This window comes from Pseudomonas sp. LRP2-20 (genome assembly GCF_024349685.1).
GTDB lineage: Bacteria > Pseudomonadota > Gammaproteobacteria > Pseudomonadales > Pseudomonadaceae > Aquipseudomonas.
In genome coordinates this window covers 3416630-3433759 of record NZ_AP025944.1, presented here as the reverse complement: position 1 = coordinate 3433759, position 17130 = coordinate 3416630, and the positions used below count along the sequence as shown (strand labels likewise).

Below are 17130 nucleotides of genomic sequence, written 5' to 3'. Positions count from 1 at the left end.
TGTTGCCATCCTGCCGCTGCAAGCGGCGCGAGTATTGAAGAAAAATCCCCTGCCATGCTGTTACAGGTTTTGTAATAGTTTCGCGCTATCAGATTAACCTGCTGTGCTTGTAGGATTTCCTTCCCTATTTTTGATCAAGGTCCTTATGAGCGCCTTCGCGGAGCCCCCCAGTCCCCGGCCTTCCCGGCCATCTTCCCGCCGTCCCCGTGACGCTTCCTTCGTGAGTACCCGCTAATGGAATGGCTAGCCGACCCCACGGCCTGGCTGGGCCTGTTGACGCTTATCGTCCTCGAGCTGGTGCTGGGTATCGACAACCTAGTGTTCATCGCCATCCTCGCCGACAAGCTGCCGCCGCATCAGCGCGACCGCGCGCGGGTCATTGGCCTGAGCCTGGCACTGATCATGCGTCTGGGCCTGCTGGCCAGTATCTCGTGGATGGTCACCCTCACCGCACCGCTGTTCGAGGTGTTCGGCAAGAGCTTCTCTGGCCGTGACCTGATCATGCTGTTCGGTGGTGTGTTCCTGCTGTTCAAGGCCACCATGGAATTGCACGAACGCCTGGAAGGGCACGTCACGCAAGCCAGTGGTGCGTTACGCCATGCCGCGTTCTGGCCGATCGTGGCGCAGATCGTCGTGCTCGACGCCGTGTTCTCGCTGGACGCGGTGATCACCGCCGTAGGCATGGTCGAAGAGTTGTCGGTGATGATGATCGCGGTGGTGTTCTCGATCGGTATCATGATCGTCGCCAGCAAGCCGCTGACCCGCTTCGTCAACGCCCACCCGACAGTGATCATGCTGTGCCTGGGCTTCCTGATGATGATCGGTTTCAGCCTGACCGCCGAAGGCTTGGGCTTCCATATCCCGAAAGGCTACCTGTACGCGGCCATCGGCTTCTCGATCCTTATCGAGCTGTTCAACCAGCTGGCCCGTGCCCGCCGCAAGCGCAGCCTGCAGCAGCACCGGCCACTGCGTGAGCGTACCGCGCATGCCGTGCTGCGCCTGTTGGGTGGCCGTCGGGTCGAGGCTGACGAAGTGGGCGAAGACATTGCCGACCTGGTCGAAGGGGGCGAGGAGCAGGTGCTGTTCGACCGCCGCGAGCGGGTGATGATCAGCGGCGTGCTGAACCTGGCCGAGCGGCCGATCCGCACGGTGATGACGGCGCGAGCCGAGGTCGACGTGATCGACCTGGCGCAGCCGGCGCAGGCCATCACCGAGGCGTTGGCCAACTCGCCGTACTCGCGCCTGCCGCTGATTCGCGATGGCCATATCGAGGAACCGCTGGGCTTCGTGCACAAGAAAGAGCTGCTCAAGGAGTGGTTGTCCGGCAGCCAGCCGGACCTTGAGCGCATGGCCCGGGCGCCGTTGAACCTGCTGGAGAGCTTCAGCATCCTCAATGCCCTGGAGCAGATGCGCAGCCAGTCGACGCACATTGCTTTCGTGATCAACGAGTTCGGTGACTTCACCGGCTTGCTGACCATGACCGATATCCTCGAGTCGATCGCCGGCGAGTTGCCGGACGCCAGCGAGGTAGAGGGCCCGGCGATCGTCGAGGAGGCTGGCAGCTTTGTCGTCAGCGGCGCCCTGAACCTGAGCCAGGTCCAGGCCGGTACAGGCTTCAGCGCCCGTGCCACCGAGGACTACCAGACCCTGGCGGGCCTGGTGATGAGCCTGTTGGACCGCCTGCCGGTGGTGGGTGACCGGCTGGCCTGGAACGGCTGGAGCATGACCGTGGTGGCGGTGGAGGAGCGCCGGGTGCGCCAGGTGCGCCTTACACCGAACGCCGACGCTGACGCAGCAGGTGCTTGAAGCCTTCAAGCACCAGCACCAGCACTGCGGCCCAGATGGGCAGGTAGGTCAGCCACTGATCAGGGCCGATGGATTCGCCCAGCAGCAGGGCAACGCCCACCAGCAACACCGGCTCGACGTAGCTGAGCAGGCCGAACAGGCTGAACGGCAACAGGCGGCTGGCCAGCACGTAGGCGATCAGAGCACAAGCGCTGATCGCCCCCAGCAGTGGGATCAGCCCGTAGAGGCCGGGGTGCTGGTGCAGGTCGGCCGCCGACAACGGCCCCTGGGTAACGAAGTACACAGCCCAGGGCAGCAACAGGCACATGTCGCACCACAGGCCACCCAGGTGGTCGGTGCGGCAGCGTCGCCGCAAGACGAAGTAGATCGGGTAGCCGATCATCACCAGCAAGGTTTCCCAGGCGAAGCTGCCATGCTGGTACAGCTCATGCCCTACGCCCAGTGCGGCGCAGCTGACCGCCACTTTTTGCAGGCGTGACAGGCGCTCGCCGTAGACCAGCCGCCCGGTCAGTACCATCGCCAGCGGCAGCAGGAAGTAGCCCATCGACACTTCCAGGCTGCGCCCATGCAGTGGCGCCCAGAGGAACAGCCACAGCTGCACCCCCATCAGCCACGAAGTGCCGACCATGCCCAGCAGCAGGACTGGCGTCTGGCGCACACGGGCAAGCAATTCACCGACGCGCTTCCAGTCTTTGCTGACCAGCATGAACAGCGTGAGGCAGGGCAGCGTCAGCAGCGTGCGCCAGCCAAAGATCTCTTCGCCATCGAGCGGCGACAGCAGGGAGGTATAGAAATACATCACGGCGAACAGACAGGACGCCATGACCGACGAAACAATGCCTTTTGACACGAATGCCTCGGATAGGGGAGTGAGCGGGTGGATCAGCCGCGCATGATCTCAGGGGGCGCGCCCTGCGGCAACCGCGCAGCACCTGGGCGTGCAGCAAGTGCGCTGAGGAACTCGTTCGCTGGCATCGGCCGGGCAAACAGATAGCCCTGCTGGAAGTCCACCTCGAAACGTGCCAGATAGTCACGCTGGACGTCGGTTTCCACGCCTTCGGCAACTATGCCCAGGCCCAGTTTGCCGGACAGCTCGATGATGCTGTCGAGAATATGTTGCGACAACGCGTCGCCACCGATCATGGCCACGAAACTCTGGTCGATCTTCAGGTAGTCGACCTTGAACTGGCGCAGGTAATTGAGGCTCGACTGACCGGTGCCGAAGTCGTCCAGAGCGATCATCACCCCCATGTCATGCAGTTTGGCGAACAGTTCGAGGGCCACCGGCGTGGCTTCGATCAGCTTGCGTTCGGTCAGCTCCAGGGTAAGCCGTACCCGCCCAGGGGGGAAATGCTGGAGGAAGGTGCGGCAGTCGTCGAGCAGGCTCAGGTCACGGCAGTGGTCGGCAGTGATGTTGATGCCGATGTGGAAGCCTTCTTCCAGTAGCGCAGTGTAAGGTGCAAGGCTCTGCGCGGTGTGCAGCATCAGGGCCCGGGTCATGGCGACGATCTGGCCGCTGTGTTCGGCGTAGGGGATGAACAGGTCCGGGCGGACCAGGCCTTCACGGGGGTGGTTCCAGCGCATCAGCACCTCAGCCCCGGCCCAGCGGTAGTCACCCTTGCGCACCACTGGCTGGAAATACGGCAGAAACTCGTCCGCCTCCAGGGCCCGATTCAGCTCGGCCCGGGGCGAACTGGCCCGGCGGATCTGCCAGCGGCAGGCACTGCCGGCCACCACGCCGAGCACCAGCAGCAGGCTGAGCAGGGCCGGGTAGTGGCTGCGCAGCAGCTCACCTTGCTTGCCGGCCTCGTAGCCACCGTGCACGCTGAACGGGTAGCGGGTCGAGCCGAGGGTCACATCGGCAGCGGCGGCAACCGGTGGGGCACCGTCATGCACCACGCCGTCCTTGCCCATCCAGGCATTGCCGACGCGGATCTGCAACGCTTCCTCCGGGCCGATCAGGCGCAAGGCTGTAAGCAGGTGATCGCCATCCACGGTAGTGATCGCGCCGCGATCGCCATCGCTGGCCCGGTACACCAGCAAGGCATGACCGGGCGTTACCGAGTTGCCGTCCATCAGCCATAGCCGGCCATCGGTGTAGTCATTGGCATCGACGACTTCGTCGAAGTCGCCGAACAGCGAACTGCAGTACAGGTTGTGTTGCTGAAACAGGTTGGTCGAACGCACGAAAGCATTGCGCGTGACTTGGCTGCGCAAGGCCAGTTGAGCGTCCGCGCATGGGCTGCCCGCCAGCGGCAGCAGCGCCTGAGCGGCATTGGCGAGGTTGTCTAGAATATGATCGACATGTTCGACCACCTGGCGTGTTGTCGCCTGGCTGGTGGCGCGCAGTTCGCGCTCGATCTGCCAGTTCATCACCGCCAGGCCACAGGCAAGCGGTACCACGCCGACGATCCAGGGCAAGAGCGTGCGCCAGCTCCAGCGAGCGGGGCGTTTGACCGTTAGGGGCATGCTGGGGTGATCTTCCTGATGACTGACGTGCTGAGGATAGCCGTTTGTCGGCGGCGCTGGCCAACTAAAGCGCGACAAAGCAATTTACGCAATGTAGAATCGATTTACGAATACAACAATAAGGTCCTTCGCGTTTGAGGGATCAACCCGCCGAGAATGGGTCCATATGACATACCATGGGTTCAAGCTGATCATTGGTGACTTCCTCGCCCGCAGCGTGCGCGGTATCCCGTGCTCTCCACCATTGCCGTTCCACATCCTACGCATTCATTAATTATCGCTGCAGATGAGGGTACGAACATGGCTGATATCTTTGACAATCCAATGGGCCTGATGGGCTTTGAATTCATCGAGCTGGCTTCGCCGACGCCCGGCGTACTGGAGCCGGTATTCCAGATCCTCGGCTTCACCAAGGTGGCCACGCACCGCTCCAAGGACGTGCACCTGTATCGCCAGGGCGGCATCAACCTGATCCTCAACAACGAACCCAAGAGCATCGCCTCCTACTTTGCTGCCGAGCATGGCCCGTCGGTGTGCGGCATGGCGTTCCGCGTGCGCAACGCTCATGAAGCCTATGCCCGGGCCCTGGAGCTGGGGGCTCAGCCGGTCGAGATCGAAACCGGCCCGATGGAGTTGCGCCTGCCGGCCATCAAAGGCATCGGTGGGGCACCGCTCTACCTGATCGACCGTTTCGATGAAGGCAGTTCAATCTACGACATCGACTTCAATTTCATCGAAGGCGTCGACCGCAATCCGCAAGGGGCAGGTCTGAAGATCATCGATCACCTGACCCACAACGTCTATCGCGGGCGCATGGCTTACTGGGCCGGGTTCTACGAGAAGCTATTCAACTTCCGCGAGATTCGCTATTTCGACATCAAGGGCGAGTACACCGGCCTGACCTCCAAGGCCATGACCGCGCCTGACGGCATGATCCGCATTCCGCTCAATGAAGAGTCGTCCAAGGGCGCCGGGCAGATCGAAGAGTTCCTGATGCAGTTCAATGGCGAGGGCATACAGCATGTGGCCTTCCTCACCGATGACCTGCTCAAGACCTGGGATGCACTCAAGGGCTTGGGCATGCGCTTCATGACCGCGCCGCCGCAGACCTATTACGAGATGCTCGAAGAACGCCTGCCAGGGCATGGCGAGCCAGTCGACCAGTTGCAGGCCCGCGGTATCCTGCTGGATGGCGCTTCCGAACCAGGCGACAAGCGCCTGTTGCTGCAGATTTTCTCGGAAACACTGCTTGGTCCGGTATTCTTCGAGTTCATCCAGCGCAAAGGTGATGATGGCTTCGGTGAAGGCAACTTCAAGGCGCTGTTCGAGTCCATCGAGCGTGATCAGGTGCGTCGTGGCGTACTCAATGCCGAATAAGTGAGTGAAGCGTGGCGTTGTCAGTCTTTGCTGGCAGCGCTGCGAGCACGCAGGTTTCGTTGCCTGAACAGGCCCCAGTAAGTAATTGCGCCAGTAATGATCCCGACCAGCGCCAAGGAAGGGAAAAGTTGTCTCATTGTCTGGCGTGTCTCATTTGCCGAATATCCCTGTGCATAGCCTGCCTTGACGGTATAACCATATTTCTCCGAGACACCTTCCTGGAAGAATTCGGCTTGTGAGGGGCGCGCCGGATCCCGACTGTCGCCGTCGGTCCAGATGTACAAGTCTCCAAATTCGAGCACCAACGTCAGCCCGGTCTGAAATGCGCGCAGTTCATTACGCAGCATCGTGCCATAGGACGTGACAATGACCCCCAGATTTTGCTTGCTCAATTGATAAGCGAGCATGACTGTATTGGGTGTTGCAGGCGGGTCCAGCACCAGACGAAATTGCGATTTTGCATCTGGGAATATGCTGTACGGTGGGTATGGTGTTTTCAAGGTGTTGCAGTAAGTACGGCCGTCAACGGTCAATGCCAGCGAGCGCAGGTGCGGCGCTTTTTCAACCTGATCAAACATTTGCGCCTGGGCATTGTCGCAGGGAGCCCCTGCCAATTTCATTGCAGCCTCCGCCGAAGCGTGTATTCGATCAAGTGCGAGGTCCACGGAATAGATTGCCTCGCCAACAGAGATTCGCGCGGTTTCCTCAAGTTTCTTGTCATGCTGATAAAACATGATCATCAGCCCGGATCCAACCGGCAGTAAACTGATTGCCAATGTCAGCAACAGTTCTACCAAACTCTGCCCTGCAGTCTTGATTCTTGACATGAGTGTCCAGCTCCCCATTTCCGGAGCCGCCCGAGATGGACGGCCCAGTGAAGAGCCTATGAATCAATCACTCCGCCCGCTGTAAGCCAAAACCATGGGTGTTTTGCGAAAGACGCTGCCAGGGTGTAGGACTCATTGCGACTCGAGTGCAGCAATGACCTTTTTTGCCAGCAGCGCGGTGGAGGCGGGATTCTGCCCGGTGATCAGCCTGCCGTCTGGCACCACGAACTCTTTCCAGGGATCATCGTCTTTGCTGTAGATGCCCCCCCGCGCAACCAGTTCGTTTTCGGTGAGAAAGGGCACTACCTTGTCCAGTTCTACCAGTTTTTCTTCGGTATTGGAAAAACCGGTTACCTGGCGGCCCTTGAGCAACAGGCTGTTGTCGCTGAGCTTGATGTTCAACAAACCGACCACACCATGGCAGACTGCGGCAACGATGCCGCCGTTTTCGTAGATCTTGCGTGCCAGTTCCTGTAACGGCTGGTTGTCCGGGAAGTCGTACATCACCCCATGGCCGCCCGTGTAGTAAATGGCGCGGTAATCCGCTGCCCTGACCTTGCCCGGGCTGGAAGATGCGCCCAGGCGGCTCATGAACGATTTGTCGTCGTACCATTGCCAGTCCAGCTCTGGGGCCAACTGCAGGCTATGTGGGTCGATTGGCACATAGCCACCATTTGGGCTCACGTAATCGACTTCATATCCGGCTTTCTGCACGACGTCGACAAAATGCACCGCTTCACCCAGCCACAAGCCGGTGGCCCGGTTCAGGGTCGGGTATTTGGCCGTATTGGTCAGTACCACCAGAATCTTCTTGCTCATCACCACGCTCCCTGGTCTGTCGTTGAAGGGCACTGCGTTCCTTGGCGCGGGGAAAACCTATTGAGCATAGCTTGGGTTTGGCAAGGCGCTATTTCGGCAATGGCTCTATGCTATTACCCAGGCCTGTACGGTGTGTCGAGTGAGAAGCTGTTAACAGTGCAGCTATTGCGGCGGCAAATCTTCGGGCAGATGATGCGCAAACGGATTTTTTACCCAAGAGCCATGATGGAATCACGACAGTGTTCGTAAACCACACACCGGGCAAACCTTCGGCGCAAGGCAGGGCGCCTGCCACCCGGCAGTCTGCGCAAGTGGGCATGGCTGAGCAGATCACGCAGTTCGACTGGCGATACAGTTCGCTCGGGCCGCTGCCGCACTGGCAGGCACCGTTGCGCATAGCCGTCGACATGATGTTGCTGTCGCCATTTCCCTGCGCCGTGGTCTGGGGCGCGCAGATGACCGTGATTCACAACGATCCTTACGCAGCATTGCTCGCTAGCGGCGATCATGCGTTGGGGCAAGCGTTCGACAAACTCTGGGCAAAAGAATGGAAGGCCATCGGGCCTTGGGTGTTCAAGGCACTCGAAGGTTGCTCGAACTTTGTCGAAGACCAGCCGCTGTGGCTACCGTGCAGGCGAACGGGCAGCCAAGCCTGCCACGCATTCAGCTACACACCGTTACGCGATGAGCAGCATGAGGTGGTGGGGTTTCTGCACACGGTGATCGATACCAGCGCCAGCATCGATGCGCATGACAAATGGCGCGACCAGGCGTTGGCGTTCGAACGCCAGATCGAACGCATCCTGGCCGACCGTGATCACATCTGGCAGCTTTCCCGCGATGCCATGGTCGTGGTCACTCACGACCTGCGGCTGCAAGCGGCCAACCCGGCCTGGCAGCGTGCGCTGGGCTGGACTGAAGACGAGAAGCGCGGTGAACCGATCCTGGAGATGGTCCATCCAGCCGACAGGGCCGAGGTGGAAATTGCCGTGATGGAGTTCATTCACGACCGGGGGGGCGAGCAGTTCGAGACGCGCTTGCGCCACAAAGACGGGCACTACCGCCTGTTCCGCTGGACGGCGAGCTTCGACGGCACGCTGCTGACTGCCGTAGGGCGTGACATTTCACAGGACCATGAAGACGCCTTGCGCCAGTCCGATACCCTGTTACGGGCCAGCCAGCGCCTGGACGCGGTCAGCCACCTGGCAGGCGGCATGGCCCACGAGATGAACAACCTGCTGTCGGGTATCGGCGGCAGCCTCGAACTCTTGCAGCGGCGCATGGACCAAGGGCGGCTGGAGCACATCGACCGCTATGTGGCTCTTGCCAGCGACTCCGTGCGACGCGCCATGACGCTCACTCACCGTTTGCTGGCATTTTCCCGCCATCAGCCGCTGTCACCCAAACCGCTGGACATCAATCGCCAGCTGAGTGCCATGGAACCATTGTTGCGCCAGGTGCTGGGGGCTGAAATGCGGGTGGACTGGGAGCTGGATGTAAAACCCTGGACCCTCTGCCTGGATATTGCACAGCTGGAAAATGCCATGGTGAACCTGTTCGCCAATGCACGTGAGGCTTGCCTTGGGCGTGGCGTGGTGACACTGCGCACCATCAATCAGCGCCTGCAGGCGCCATTACCCGATGAGCACGGCGTATCCCCAGGTGACTACGTCGCGGTGTATGTCACAGACGATGGTCATGGCATGCCCGAAGTCGACCTGGCGCGGGCATTCGAACCGTTTTTCACCACCAAACCCATGGGCCATGGCGCCGGGTTGGGGCTGGCGATGGTCTATGGCTTCGTCGGCCAGTCCGGTGGGCACGTCTGGCTCGAATCTGCACCTGATCACGGTCTCAAGGTCTGTATGCTGTTCCCGCGTTGCCTTGAGCACATCGAGCCAGAACCCCCGCAGCCGGTACCAGCAGTTACACGGGCCATTGGCCAGCGCGTGCTGCTGGTCGATGACGAGGAAAACCTGCGTTCGCTGATGAAGGAGTACCTTCAGGAGCGTGGCTTCGACGTGTGCGATGTGAGGGACGCGAACTCGGCGCTCGATCGCTTCCGCCACCACGGCCCCTTCGAGCTGGTGATCACCGACATTGGCCTGCCAGGCGGTTTCAGTGGGCGGCAGGTCGCCAGGGCGATGCGCATGGTCGAGCCGGAGCAGAAAATCCTCTTCATTACCGGCTTCAACGACCAGCCGCTGGATCCGCAACTGTCCGAGGCGCCAGGCACGGCGCTGATGCTAAAGCCTTTCGCCTTGGCCAGCCTGATGGACCAGGCCCTGCTGATGTTGAGCGAATGAACCGGCTCAGGGATGCCCCAGCATGGTGGCTACCTGTGCCTGCAACTGCTTGAGCTCGAACGGCTTGCAGATCAACTGCATGCCCGGCGCGAGAAACCCCTCGCGCGCCATTGCCGTCTCGGCGTATCCGGTGATGAACAGCACCGGAAGCTGCGGGCGCAGTGTGCGTGCGATCTCGGCCAACTGCCGGCCATTCATGCCCGGCAGGCCGACATCGCTGACCAGCAGATCGATCACCTGGCCTGAACGCAGCAGTTGCAAGGCTTCGTTGGCGTTGCTGGCGCTGCGGCAGGGATAACCCTCGTCCTGCAACGACTGGCAAAGCAGTTCGCGGACATGGGGATCATCCTCGACGACCAGTACATTACGGCTTCTGGCGGCAGGCGTAGGGCGCGGCGTAGCGGCCTCGGGTTGTTGCGCATCATGGAAGCGTGGCAGGTAGAGGTCCACCTGGGTGCCATGGCCGATCTCGCTGAACAGCGCCACATGGCCGTGAGACTGCTTGCTGAAGCCGTAAACCATCGAAAGGCCAAGGCCAATCCCTTGACCCACCGGCTTGGTACTGAAGAAGGGCTCGAAGGCATGCTCCAGGGTGCGCTGTGACATGCCCTGGCCGTCATCGATGATGCTCAGGCAGGCATACTCACCTGTATTCAACCCACCGCTTGCGGGCCGCTGCGCGTCAATCTGCTGGTTGCTGGCCGCTATCCGCAGCCTGCCCCCATTGGGCATGGCCTCGCAGGCATTGACCAGCAGGTTGTTTAGCGCCTCTTGCAATTGCTTGTCGTCCGCCTGCACGGCCCAAAGGTCTGCGGGCAGGTCCAGTTGCAGGCTTACCCCTTGGTCAAGGATGGCCTCCAGTCGCTGCGGTTGCAGTAGGGCAAGCAGGTCGATGCGCTGACTGTGCAGCGATTGCCTGGACGAAAACGCCAGCAGGCGATGGGTAAGCACTGCGGCACGTGACACAGCCTGCTGGCCCATGCGCAGGATCCCTTCAACGCCGTCACTGCGCCCGTTTTTCAGGCGCCGGTCGATCAGTTCGAAGCTGCCGCCGATGCTGGTCAGCAGGTTGTTGAAGTCATGCGCCACACCGCCGGCCAGCTGGCCGATCGCCTCCATCTTGCGGGTCTGCTGCAAGGCCTGGTCGAGGACGCGTTGCTCCTCGCTGCGCGCATCCAGGCGCTTTTGCAGTTCGAGCATCTGGTCGCGCGCCAGGTATTGGCGGCGCCGGTTGCGTAACGCTGTCTGAGCCAGCTGCTGTAACTGCCCTTCGACGAAAGGTACGGCAAGCGGGGTCAGGTTGCCCAGGCCAAGATGGGTGGCAGAGGGGGAGGCTGGTGTTGGCGTCAACAACAGGATAGGAAAGTCCGACCACGCCGGCTGTTGGTCGATGTAGCGCTGCAAGACAGGCGCTGCGTCAACGCTCAGGGCCTGTTCGGCGATGATCGCCAGGCCTGCGCCTTCGATCAGCCAGGCCTGCAGCTTGGCGATATCAGGCGTGCACAAACAGTCGACACCGGCCGCCGCCAACAACTTGGAAGTATTGTTGGCAAGCTGATCCGGGGCCAGGATCAGAGCACGTTCGTCCATCGACAACGAGCTGGCCAATGCGGTTCTCCTGAAATGCTCGGCAGGGCCGGTTCCCTGCTACCTCCAATGGTCCATAAACACTGGACCACGGGCATCTGCCAAGGGTTCAACGCAATCTACAGCCCTTGTTGCAGGAAGGGATCGTCCGGGTTCTGCCGCTCCAGCTCAGCCAGCAGGACCTGGACATTCTGCAGTTGGCCGGTTTCTTTCCAGTACTGGATCAGCAGCACCCGCGCCCGACGGTTGGCTGGCTGGCGGCTGAGCAGGGTTTCCAGTTGCTTTTGCGCGGCATCGGATTGATCCAGATCGTGCAAGGTCACCGCGAGGGTGTAGCGGTAATCGGCATTTTCCGGTTCCAACTCTACCGCGCGCGACAAGGCGAGCAGGGCGTATTCACGCTGGTCATGGCGGATCAGCCACAGCCCCAGCTCGTACTGCAGGAACGCCGAGTCAGGGCGCAGCGCCAAAGCCTTGGCCAGCACCTGGCGGGATTGATCGTGATGGCCCTGGCGCTCCAGCAGGCGCACCTGGGTGGCCAGGGCATCGAGGCTATCCGGGTCCACCGCGAGGCTGCGCTGCAGGGCTGCGGCCGCCTGGTCGTAATCATTCTCGTGCAGGTACAGGCGCGCCAGGTGCACCTGGGCCTCGGCGTCGTCAGGTTGTTTTTCCAGTGTCTGCTGGTACTGCTCCAGCGCGCTCTGCAACGGGCCGAAATACAGGCCGATGGCGTCGGGGTCGAGGCCAAGCAGGGCGTCCACGGCGGCGAAGCGCACGCTTTGCTCGTCATCGTCCAGCAGTGGCCCCAGCACCAGGCTGCGCTGGGACGCGGGCAACAGCTTGCGGATACCGGCAATGGCTGCACGGCGCACCAGCGGGTCGTCGTTTTCCAGGTCCAGGCGGGCCAGCTTCAGCGCCTGCGGCGAGGGGTAGTTGGGTAATTCGGCATACAGCGCAGCGCGGCGGATCGGCGTCAGGTCATCGCGCTGCAGTTGTTGGTACAGCACCCGGGCGGCACCGGGCAGGCCATCATGTGCCTGGCGCAGCGCCTTGCCGTAGCTGTGTGGCGGTAGCACTGGCGGTGCGGGCCTGTCGTCGCGGCGCAGAAAAACGATGGCGATGGACACCAGAATCAGCAGCAGTACGGCGATCAGGTAGCTGTGGCGTCTGGGCATCGGGCGCTGCGATCCATGGCGGTGGGAAGGCAGAGCTTGGGGCAGAATGCCCTGGGCTGCAAGCCGCAGGGGCGCCAAGGGGCAATAAAAAAGCCCCGCAGGCCAGGGCCAGCGGGGCAAAGGGTTGGGGGAGGAACCAACCAAAGGAGTCAGTGAAACGAAGCGGGATCAGCGTGCGCTGGCGACAGTCTCCGGTTGCCAGCCGCCGCCGAGGGCCTTGTAGATCGAGACGATGCCGCGATACAGCTCGACCTCACCCTGCGCCTGGGCGTCTTCGGCGCTCAGGCGTTCGCGTTCGGCGTCGAGCAGCACCAGGTAATCCACCGTGCCCTCGCGGTAACGCACCGAGGCCAGGTCGGCCGCCTTGCGGCTGGCGTCGCTCTGGCGCATCAGCGACAACAGCCGCTGCTGGGTCTTGTCGTAGTCGCTGAAGGCGTTGGCCGACTCTTCCAGGGCCAGCAGCACCTGCTGTTCATAGTTGGCCAGGGCACCTTCGGCGTCAGCCTTGGCGCCCCGCAGGCGGGCCCGCACGCTGCCCAGATCGAAGGCGGCCCAAGTGATGCTTGGGCCCAGCGCCCAGGCATTGGCCGCAGAGGACCCGATCTGCGAGCCACGGGCGGCGGTAAAGCCAAGGAAGCCGCTGAGGCTCACCCGCGGGAACAGGTCGGCGGTGGCCACCCCGACATTGGCGGTGGCCGCGGCCAGCTGGCGTTCGGCGCTGCGGATATCCGGGCGGCGGCGCAGCAGCTCGCCGGGGTCGCCCACCGGCAGGGCCTTGGCGATGGCCGGCAAGGCCTTGGGCGACAGGTCGACGCTCAGCGCGTCCGGGCGCTGGCCGAGCAAGGTGGCGATACGGTGCCGGGCCCGGGCCTGTTCGGCCTGCAGTTGCGGCACGGTGGCTTCGACACCCGCCAGGCGGGCATCGGCACGCACCACGTCGAGTTCGTTGCCGACCCCGGCGTCGCGCAGGGTCACGGTGATCGTGCGTGACTCCTGCTGGGTCTTGAGGTTGGCCACGGCGATCTTCTCGCGCAGTTGCGCCCCGCGCAGCTGGCCATAAGCGTCGACCAGCTCGGCGATCAGGCTGACCTGCAGCTGTTGCAGGTCTGCCTGGGCCGCCGCTTCCTGGGCTTCGCTGGCCTCGATCTGGCGTTGGATGCGGCCGAACAGGTCAAGCTCCCAGGCCATGTCCAGGCCCAGGTCGTAGCGCTCCTGGTTGACCCGCTGCGTGGTCTGGCCGGGCACCTGGCCCTTGCCGATCTCGCTGCTGGCGCGGCTGGTGACCACCGGGAACTGGTCGTTGGCGGCGTCGTCACGGATCGCCCGTGCCGACTTGAGCCGGGCGAAGGCCACGCGCAGGTCACGGTTGCCGTCCAGCGATGCCTGCACCAACTGGTTCAGCACCGGGTCGTCGAACTGCTTCCACCACACGCTTTCGAAGCGGCTGCGGTCAAAGGCCTTGGCCTGTACATCAGCGCTGTCGAAATGCGCGGGCTCGGTGTCCGGGGTCTTGTAGTCCGGGCCGACTGCGCAGGCCGCGAGGGCCAGCGCCAGCAGGCTCGGGGTCAGCGGTTTGAGCAGGTTCATGCGTGGTTCTCCAGCACGTGCGCGTGCTCGGCCTTGCGGGCCTGGCGACGCTCGACGAAACGGCGGATCAGGAAGAAGAACACTGGGGTCAGGAACAGGCCGAACACGGTCACGCCGATCATCCCCGAGAACACCGCCACACCCATGGCATGGCGCATTTCCGAGCCGGCACCGGAGCTGAACACCAGCGGCACCACGCCCATGATGAAGGCGATCGAGGTCATCAGGATCGGCCGCAGACGCAGGCGGCAGGCTTCCAGCACCGCAGCCAGCGGGTCGAGGCCCTTGGCCTGCTCATCCTTGGCGAACTCGACGATCAGGATCGCGTTCTTGCACGCCAGGCCCACCAGCACGATCAGGCCGATCTGGGTGAAGATGTTGTTGTCGCCTCCGGAGACGATCACCCCGGTGATGGCCGACAGCAGGGTCATCGGCACGATCAGGATCACCGCCAGCGGCAGGCTCCAGCTTTCGTACTGGGCGGCCAGCACCAGGAAGGCCAGCAGCACGCACAGCGGGAAGACCAGCAGCGCGGTGTTGCCCGAGAGGATCTGTTGGTACGTAAGGTCGGTCCACTCGAAGGTCATGCCGTTGGGCAATTCCTCCTTGAGCAGTTTCTCGATCGCAGCTTCGGCCTGGCCAGAGCTGTAGCCGGGGGCTGCTGCACCGTTGATTTCCGCGGTGATGAAGCCGTTGTAGTGCATGACGCGGTCCGGCCCGGAGGTGTCGCTGACCTTGAGGAAGGTTGCCAGCGGGATCATCTCGCCCAGGTTGTTGCGCACCTTCAACTGGCCGATCTGCTCGGCATCGAGGCGGAACTGCTGTTCGGCCTGGACGTTGACCTGGTAGGTGCGGCCAAAGCGGTTGAAGTCGTTGGTGTACAGCGAGCCCAGGTAGACCTGCAGGGTGTCGAAGATATCGGTGATCGCCACGCCGTGGGTCTTGGCCTTTTCCCGGTCGATGGCGGCATCGACCTGCGGCACGTTGACCTGGTAGCTGGTGAACAGGCCCGCCAGTTCCGGCACGTTGTGGCTCTTGGCGATGATGTTCTGGGTCTCTTTGTACAGCGCTTCGTAGCCCAGGTTGCCACGGTCTTCGATCTGCAGGCGGAAACCACCAATGGTACCCAGGCCCTGTACCGGCGGCGGTGGGAAGATCGCGATGTAGGCGTCCTGGATGTCGGCGAACTGGGCATTCAATGCAGCCGCGATGGCCGCCGCCGACTGGCTCGGGTCCTTGCGCTCGTCAAACGGCTTGAGCGGGGTGAACACGATGCCGCTGTTGGGGCTGTTGGTGAAACCGTTGATCGACAGGCCCGGGAAGGCCACCGAGTCGGCAACACCTGGTTGCTTCAGGGCGATTTCGCTCATGCGCTTGATCACCGCCTCGGTACGGTCAAGGCTGGCTGCGTCGGGCAATTGGGCGAAGGCCACCAGATACTGCTTGTCCTGCGCCGGCACGAAACCGGTCGGCGTGGACGAGAAGCCCAGGTAGGTCAGGCCCATCAGCCCGGCATAGACGAACAGGGCGATGCCGCTGGAGCGGATGACCCGGCGTACGCCGCCCACATAGCGGTGACTGGCACGGTCGAAGAAGCGGTTGAACGGGGCGAACAGCCAGCTGCCCAGCAGCTTGTCGAGGAACCGCGAGAAGCGGTCCTTGGGTGCATGGTGGTCCTTCAGCAGCACGGCAGCCAGGGCCGGCGACAGGGTCAGCGAGTTGAACGCCGAGATCACGGTCGAGATCGCGATGGTCAGGGCGAACTGCTTGTAGAACTGCCCGGTGAGGCCGGAAATGAACGCAGCAGGTACGAACACCGCGCACAGCACCAGGGCGGTGGCGATGATCGGGCCGGTCACTTCGCCCATGGCCTTTTGCGTAGCTTCCAGCGGTTTCAGGCCCAGCCCGATATTGCGCTCGACGTTCTCAACCACGACGATGGCGTCGTCCACCACGATACCGATGGCCAGCACCAAGCCGAATAGCGACAGGGCGTTGAGCGAGAAGCCGAACAGGTGCATTACCGCAAAGGTACCGATCAGCGATACCGGCACGGCCAGCAGCGGGATGATCGAGGCACGCCAGGTCTGCAGGAACAGGATCACCACCAGCACGACCAGCACCAGGGCTTCGAACAGGGTGTGCACCACTGCTTCGATGGAGCCGCGTACGAAGATGGTCGGGTCATAGACGATGCTGTAGTCCATGCCTTCCGGGAAGTCCTTCTTCAGCTCGGCCATCTTCGCCCGCACTTCGTCGGAGATCTCGATGGCGTTGGAGCCCGGGCGCTGGAAGATCGGGATGGCCACCGCCGGCTGGTTGTTCAGCAGCGAGCGCAGGGCGTACTGGCTGGAGCCGAGCTCGACCCGGGCGATGTCCTTCAGGCGCGTGATTTCGCCATCGGCACCGGCACGGATGATGATGTTCTCGAACTCTTCTTCGTTGACCAGGCGGCCCTGGGTGTTGATCGACAGCTGGAAGCTGGTCGAGCCGGGGGCGGGCGGGGCGCCCAGCTGGCCAGCGGCAACCTGGCGGTTCTGCTCGCGAATGGCAGCTACCACGTCGCTGGCGGTCAGGTTGCGCGACGCGGTCTTGTTCGGGTCGAGCCACACGCGCAGCGAGTAGTCGCCCATGCCGAACAGCTGCACGTCACCGACGCCGCCCAGGCGCGCCAGTTCGTCCTTGATGTTGAGGATGGCGTAGTTGGACAGGTAGAGCATGTCATAGCGGTTGTCCGGCGAGGTCAGGTGCACGACCATGGTCAGGTCGGGCGACGCCTTGTCGACGGTGATACCGATCCGGGTCACTTCTTCCGGCAGCTTGGGCTGGGTACGGGTGACGCGGTTCTGCACCTGCACCTGGGCGTTGTCCAGGTCGGTGCCCAGGGCGAAGGTGATGGTCAGGGTCAGCTTGCCGTCGGCGGTGGACTGCGAGGACATGTACAGCATGTTCTCGACACCGGTTATGGCCTGCTCCAGCGGCGCGGCCACGGTTTCGCCGATCACCTTGGGGTTGGCGCCGGGGAAGTTGGCGCGCACCACCACGGTGGGTGGCACCACTTCGGGGTATTCGCTGATCGGCAGCTTGAACAGCGAGATCGAGCCCGCGATCAGCAGCACCAGCGACAGCACCGCGGCGAAGATCGGCCGGGTAATGAAGAATTTCGAAAAGTTCATC

General features: G+C 62.5%; 11 protein-coding genes. 3 read left to right on the top strand and 8 right to left on the bottom strand.

Annotation, left to right across the window (positions count from 1 at the left end):
• The first annotated feature begins 234 nt into the window (after positions 1-234).
• Entirely contained in the window at positions 235-1806 is a 1572-nt protein-coding gene (locus tag OCX61_RS15245) for a TerC family protein (RefSeq protein ID WP_261940250.1), read from the top strand.
• On the opposite strand, the gene rarD is transcribed toward OCX61_RS15245, so the two are convergent.
• Together rarD and OCX61_RS15235 are read right to left on the bottom strand one after the other, a co-directional pair.
• The gene (rarD, locus tag OCX61_RS15240; RefSeq protein WP_261940249.1) at positions 1769-2656 is read right to left on the bottom strand and encodes an EamA family transporter RarD; all 888 of its coding nucleotides are present in this window, start codon (positions 2654-2656) and stop codon (positions 1769-1771) included. The genes OCX61_RS15245 and rarD overlap by 38 nt on opposite strands.
• A 32-nt stretch (positions 2657-2688) precedes the next feature.
• Positions 2689-4275 (bottom strand): EAL domain-containing protein, encoded by a 1587-nt coding sequence (locus tag OCX61_RS15235; protein WP_261940248.1) that lies wholly within the window; start codon positions 4273-4275, stop codon positions 2689-2691.
• A gap of 300 nt (positions 4276-4575) precedes the next feature.
• Between OCX61_RS15235 and hppD the strand changes: the two genes are divergently transcribed.
• Complete coding sequence (gene hppD / locus OCX61_RS15230; RefSeq protein ID WP_085676920.1) at positions 4576-5652, top strand: 4-hydroxyphenylpyruvate dioxygenase; 1077 nt, start codon at positions 4576-4578, stop codon at positions 5650-5652.
• A gap of 20 nt (positions 5653-5672) precedes the next feature.
• Here the strand turns inward: hppD and OCX61_RS15225 are convergent, their stop codons facing one another.
• Positions 5673-6479 carry a CSS-motif domain-containing protein gene (locus OCX61_RS15225; protein WP_261940247.1) on the bottom strand — a complete coding sequence of 269 codons (807 nt, stop codon included), beginning with the start codon at positions 6477-6479 and terminating at the stop codon, positions 5673-5675.
• A gap of 132 nt (positions 6480-6611) precedes the next feature.
• Positions 6612-7298: a type 1 glutamine amidotransferase domain-containing protein gene (locus OCX61_RS15220; RefSeq protein WP_261940246.1), complete on the bottom strand. Its 687-nt coding sequence runs from the start codon at positions 7296-7298 to the stop codon at positions 6612-6614.
• Positions 7299-7615: 317 nt separating this feature from the next.
• Here OCX61_RS15220 and OCX61_RS15215 point away from each other — a divergent pair, with 317 nt between their 5' ends.
• Positions 7616-9604, top strand: coding sequence for a hybrid sensor histidine kinase/response regulator (locus OCX61_RS15215; RefSeq protein ID WP_261940245.1), 1989 nt, complete (start codon positions 7616-7618; stop codon positions 9602-9604).
• Positions 9605-9610: 6 nt separating this feature from the next.
• Here the strand turns inward: OCX61_RS15215 and OCX61_RS15210 are convergent, their stop codons facing one another.
• From OCX61_RS15210 to OCX61_RS15195, 4 genes are all read right to left on the bottom strand, one after another.
• Positions 9611-11212 (bottom strand): response regulator, encoded by a 1602-nt coding sequence (locus OCX61_RS15210; RefSeq protein ID WP_261940244.1) that lies wholly within the window; start codon positions 11210-11212, stop codon positions 9611-9613.
• A 98-nt stretch (positions 11213-11310) separates the two neighbouring features.
• Positions 11311-12366 carry a tetratricopeptide repeat protein gene (locus tag OCX61_RS15205; protein WP_261940243.1) on the bottom strand — a complete coding sequence of 352 codons (1056 nt, stop codon included), beginning with the start codon at positions 12364-12366 and terminating at the stop codon, positions 11311-11313.
• A 168-nt stretch (positions 12367-12534) separates the two neighbouring features.
• Positions 12535-13953, bottom strand: a complete 1419-nt coding sequence (locus OCX61_RS15200; protein ID WP_261940242.1) for an efflux transporter outer membrane subunit — start codon at positions 13951-13953, stop codon at positions 12535-12537.
• On the bottom strand, positions 13950-17129 hold the full coding sequence (locus OCX61_RS15195; RefSeq protein WP_261940241.1) for an efflux RND transporter permease subunit: 3180 nt from the start codon (positions 17127-17129) through the stop codon (positions 13950-13952). The genes OCX61_RS15200 and OCX61_RS15195 overlap by 4 nt, the downstream gene beginning before the upstream one ends.
• Position 17130 lies beyond the last annotated feature (1 nt).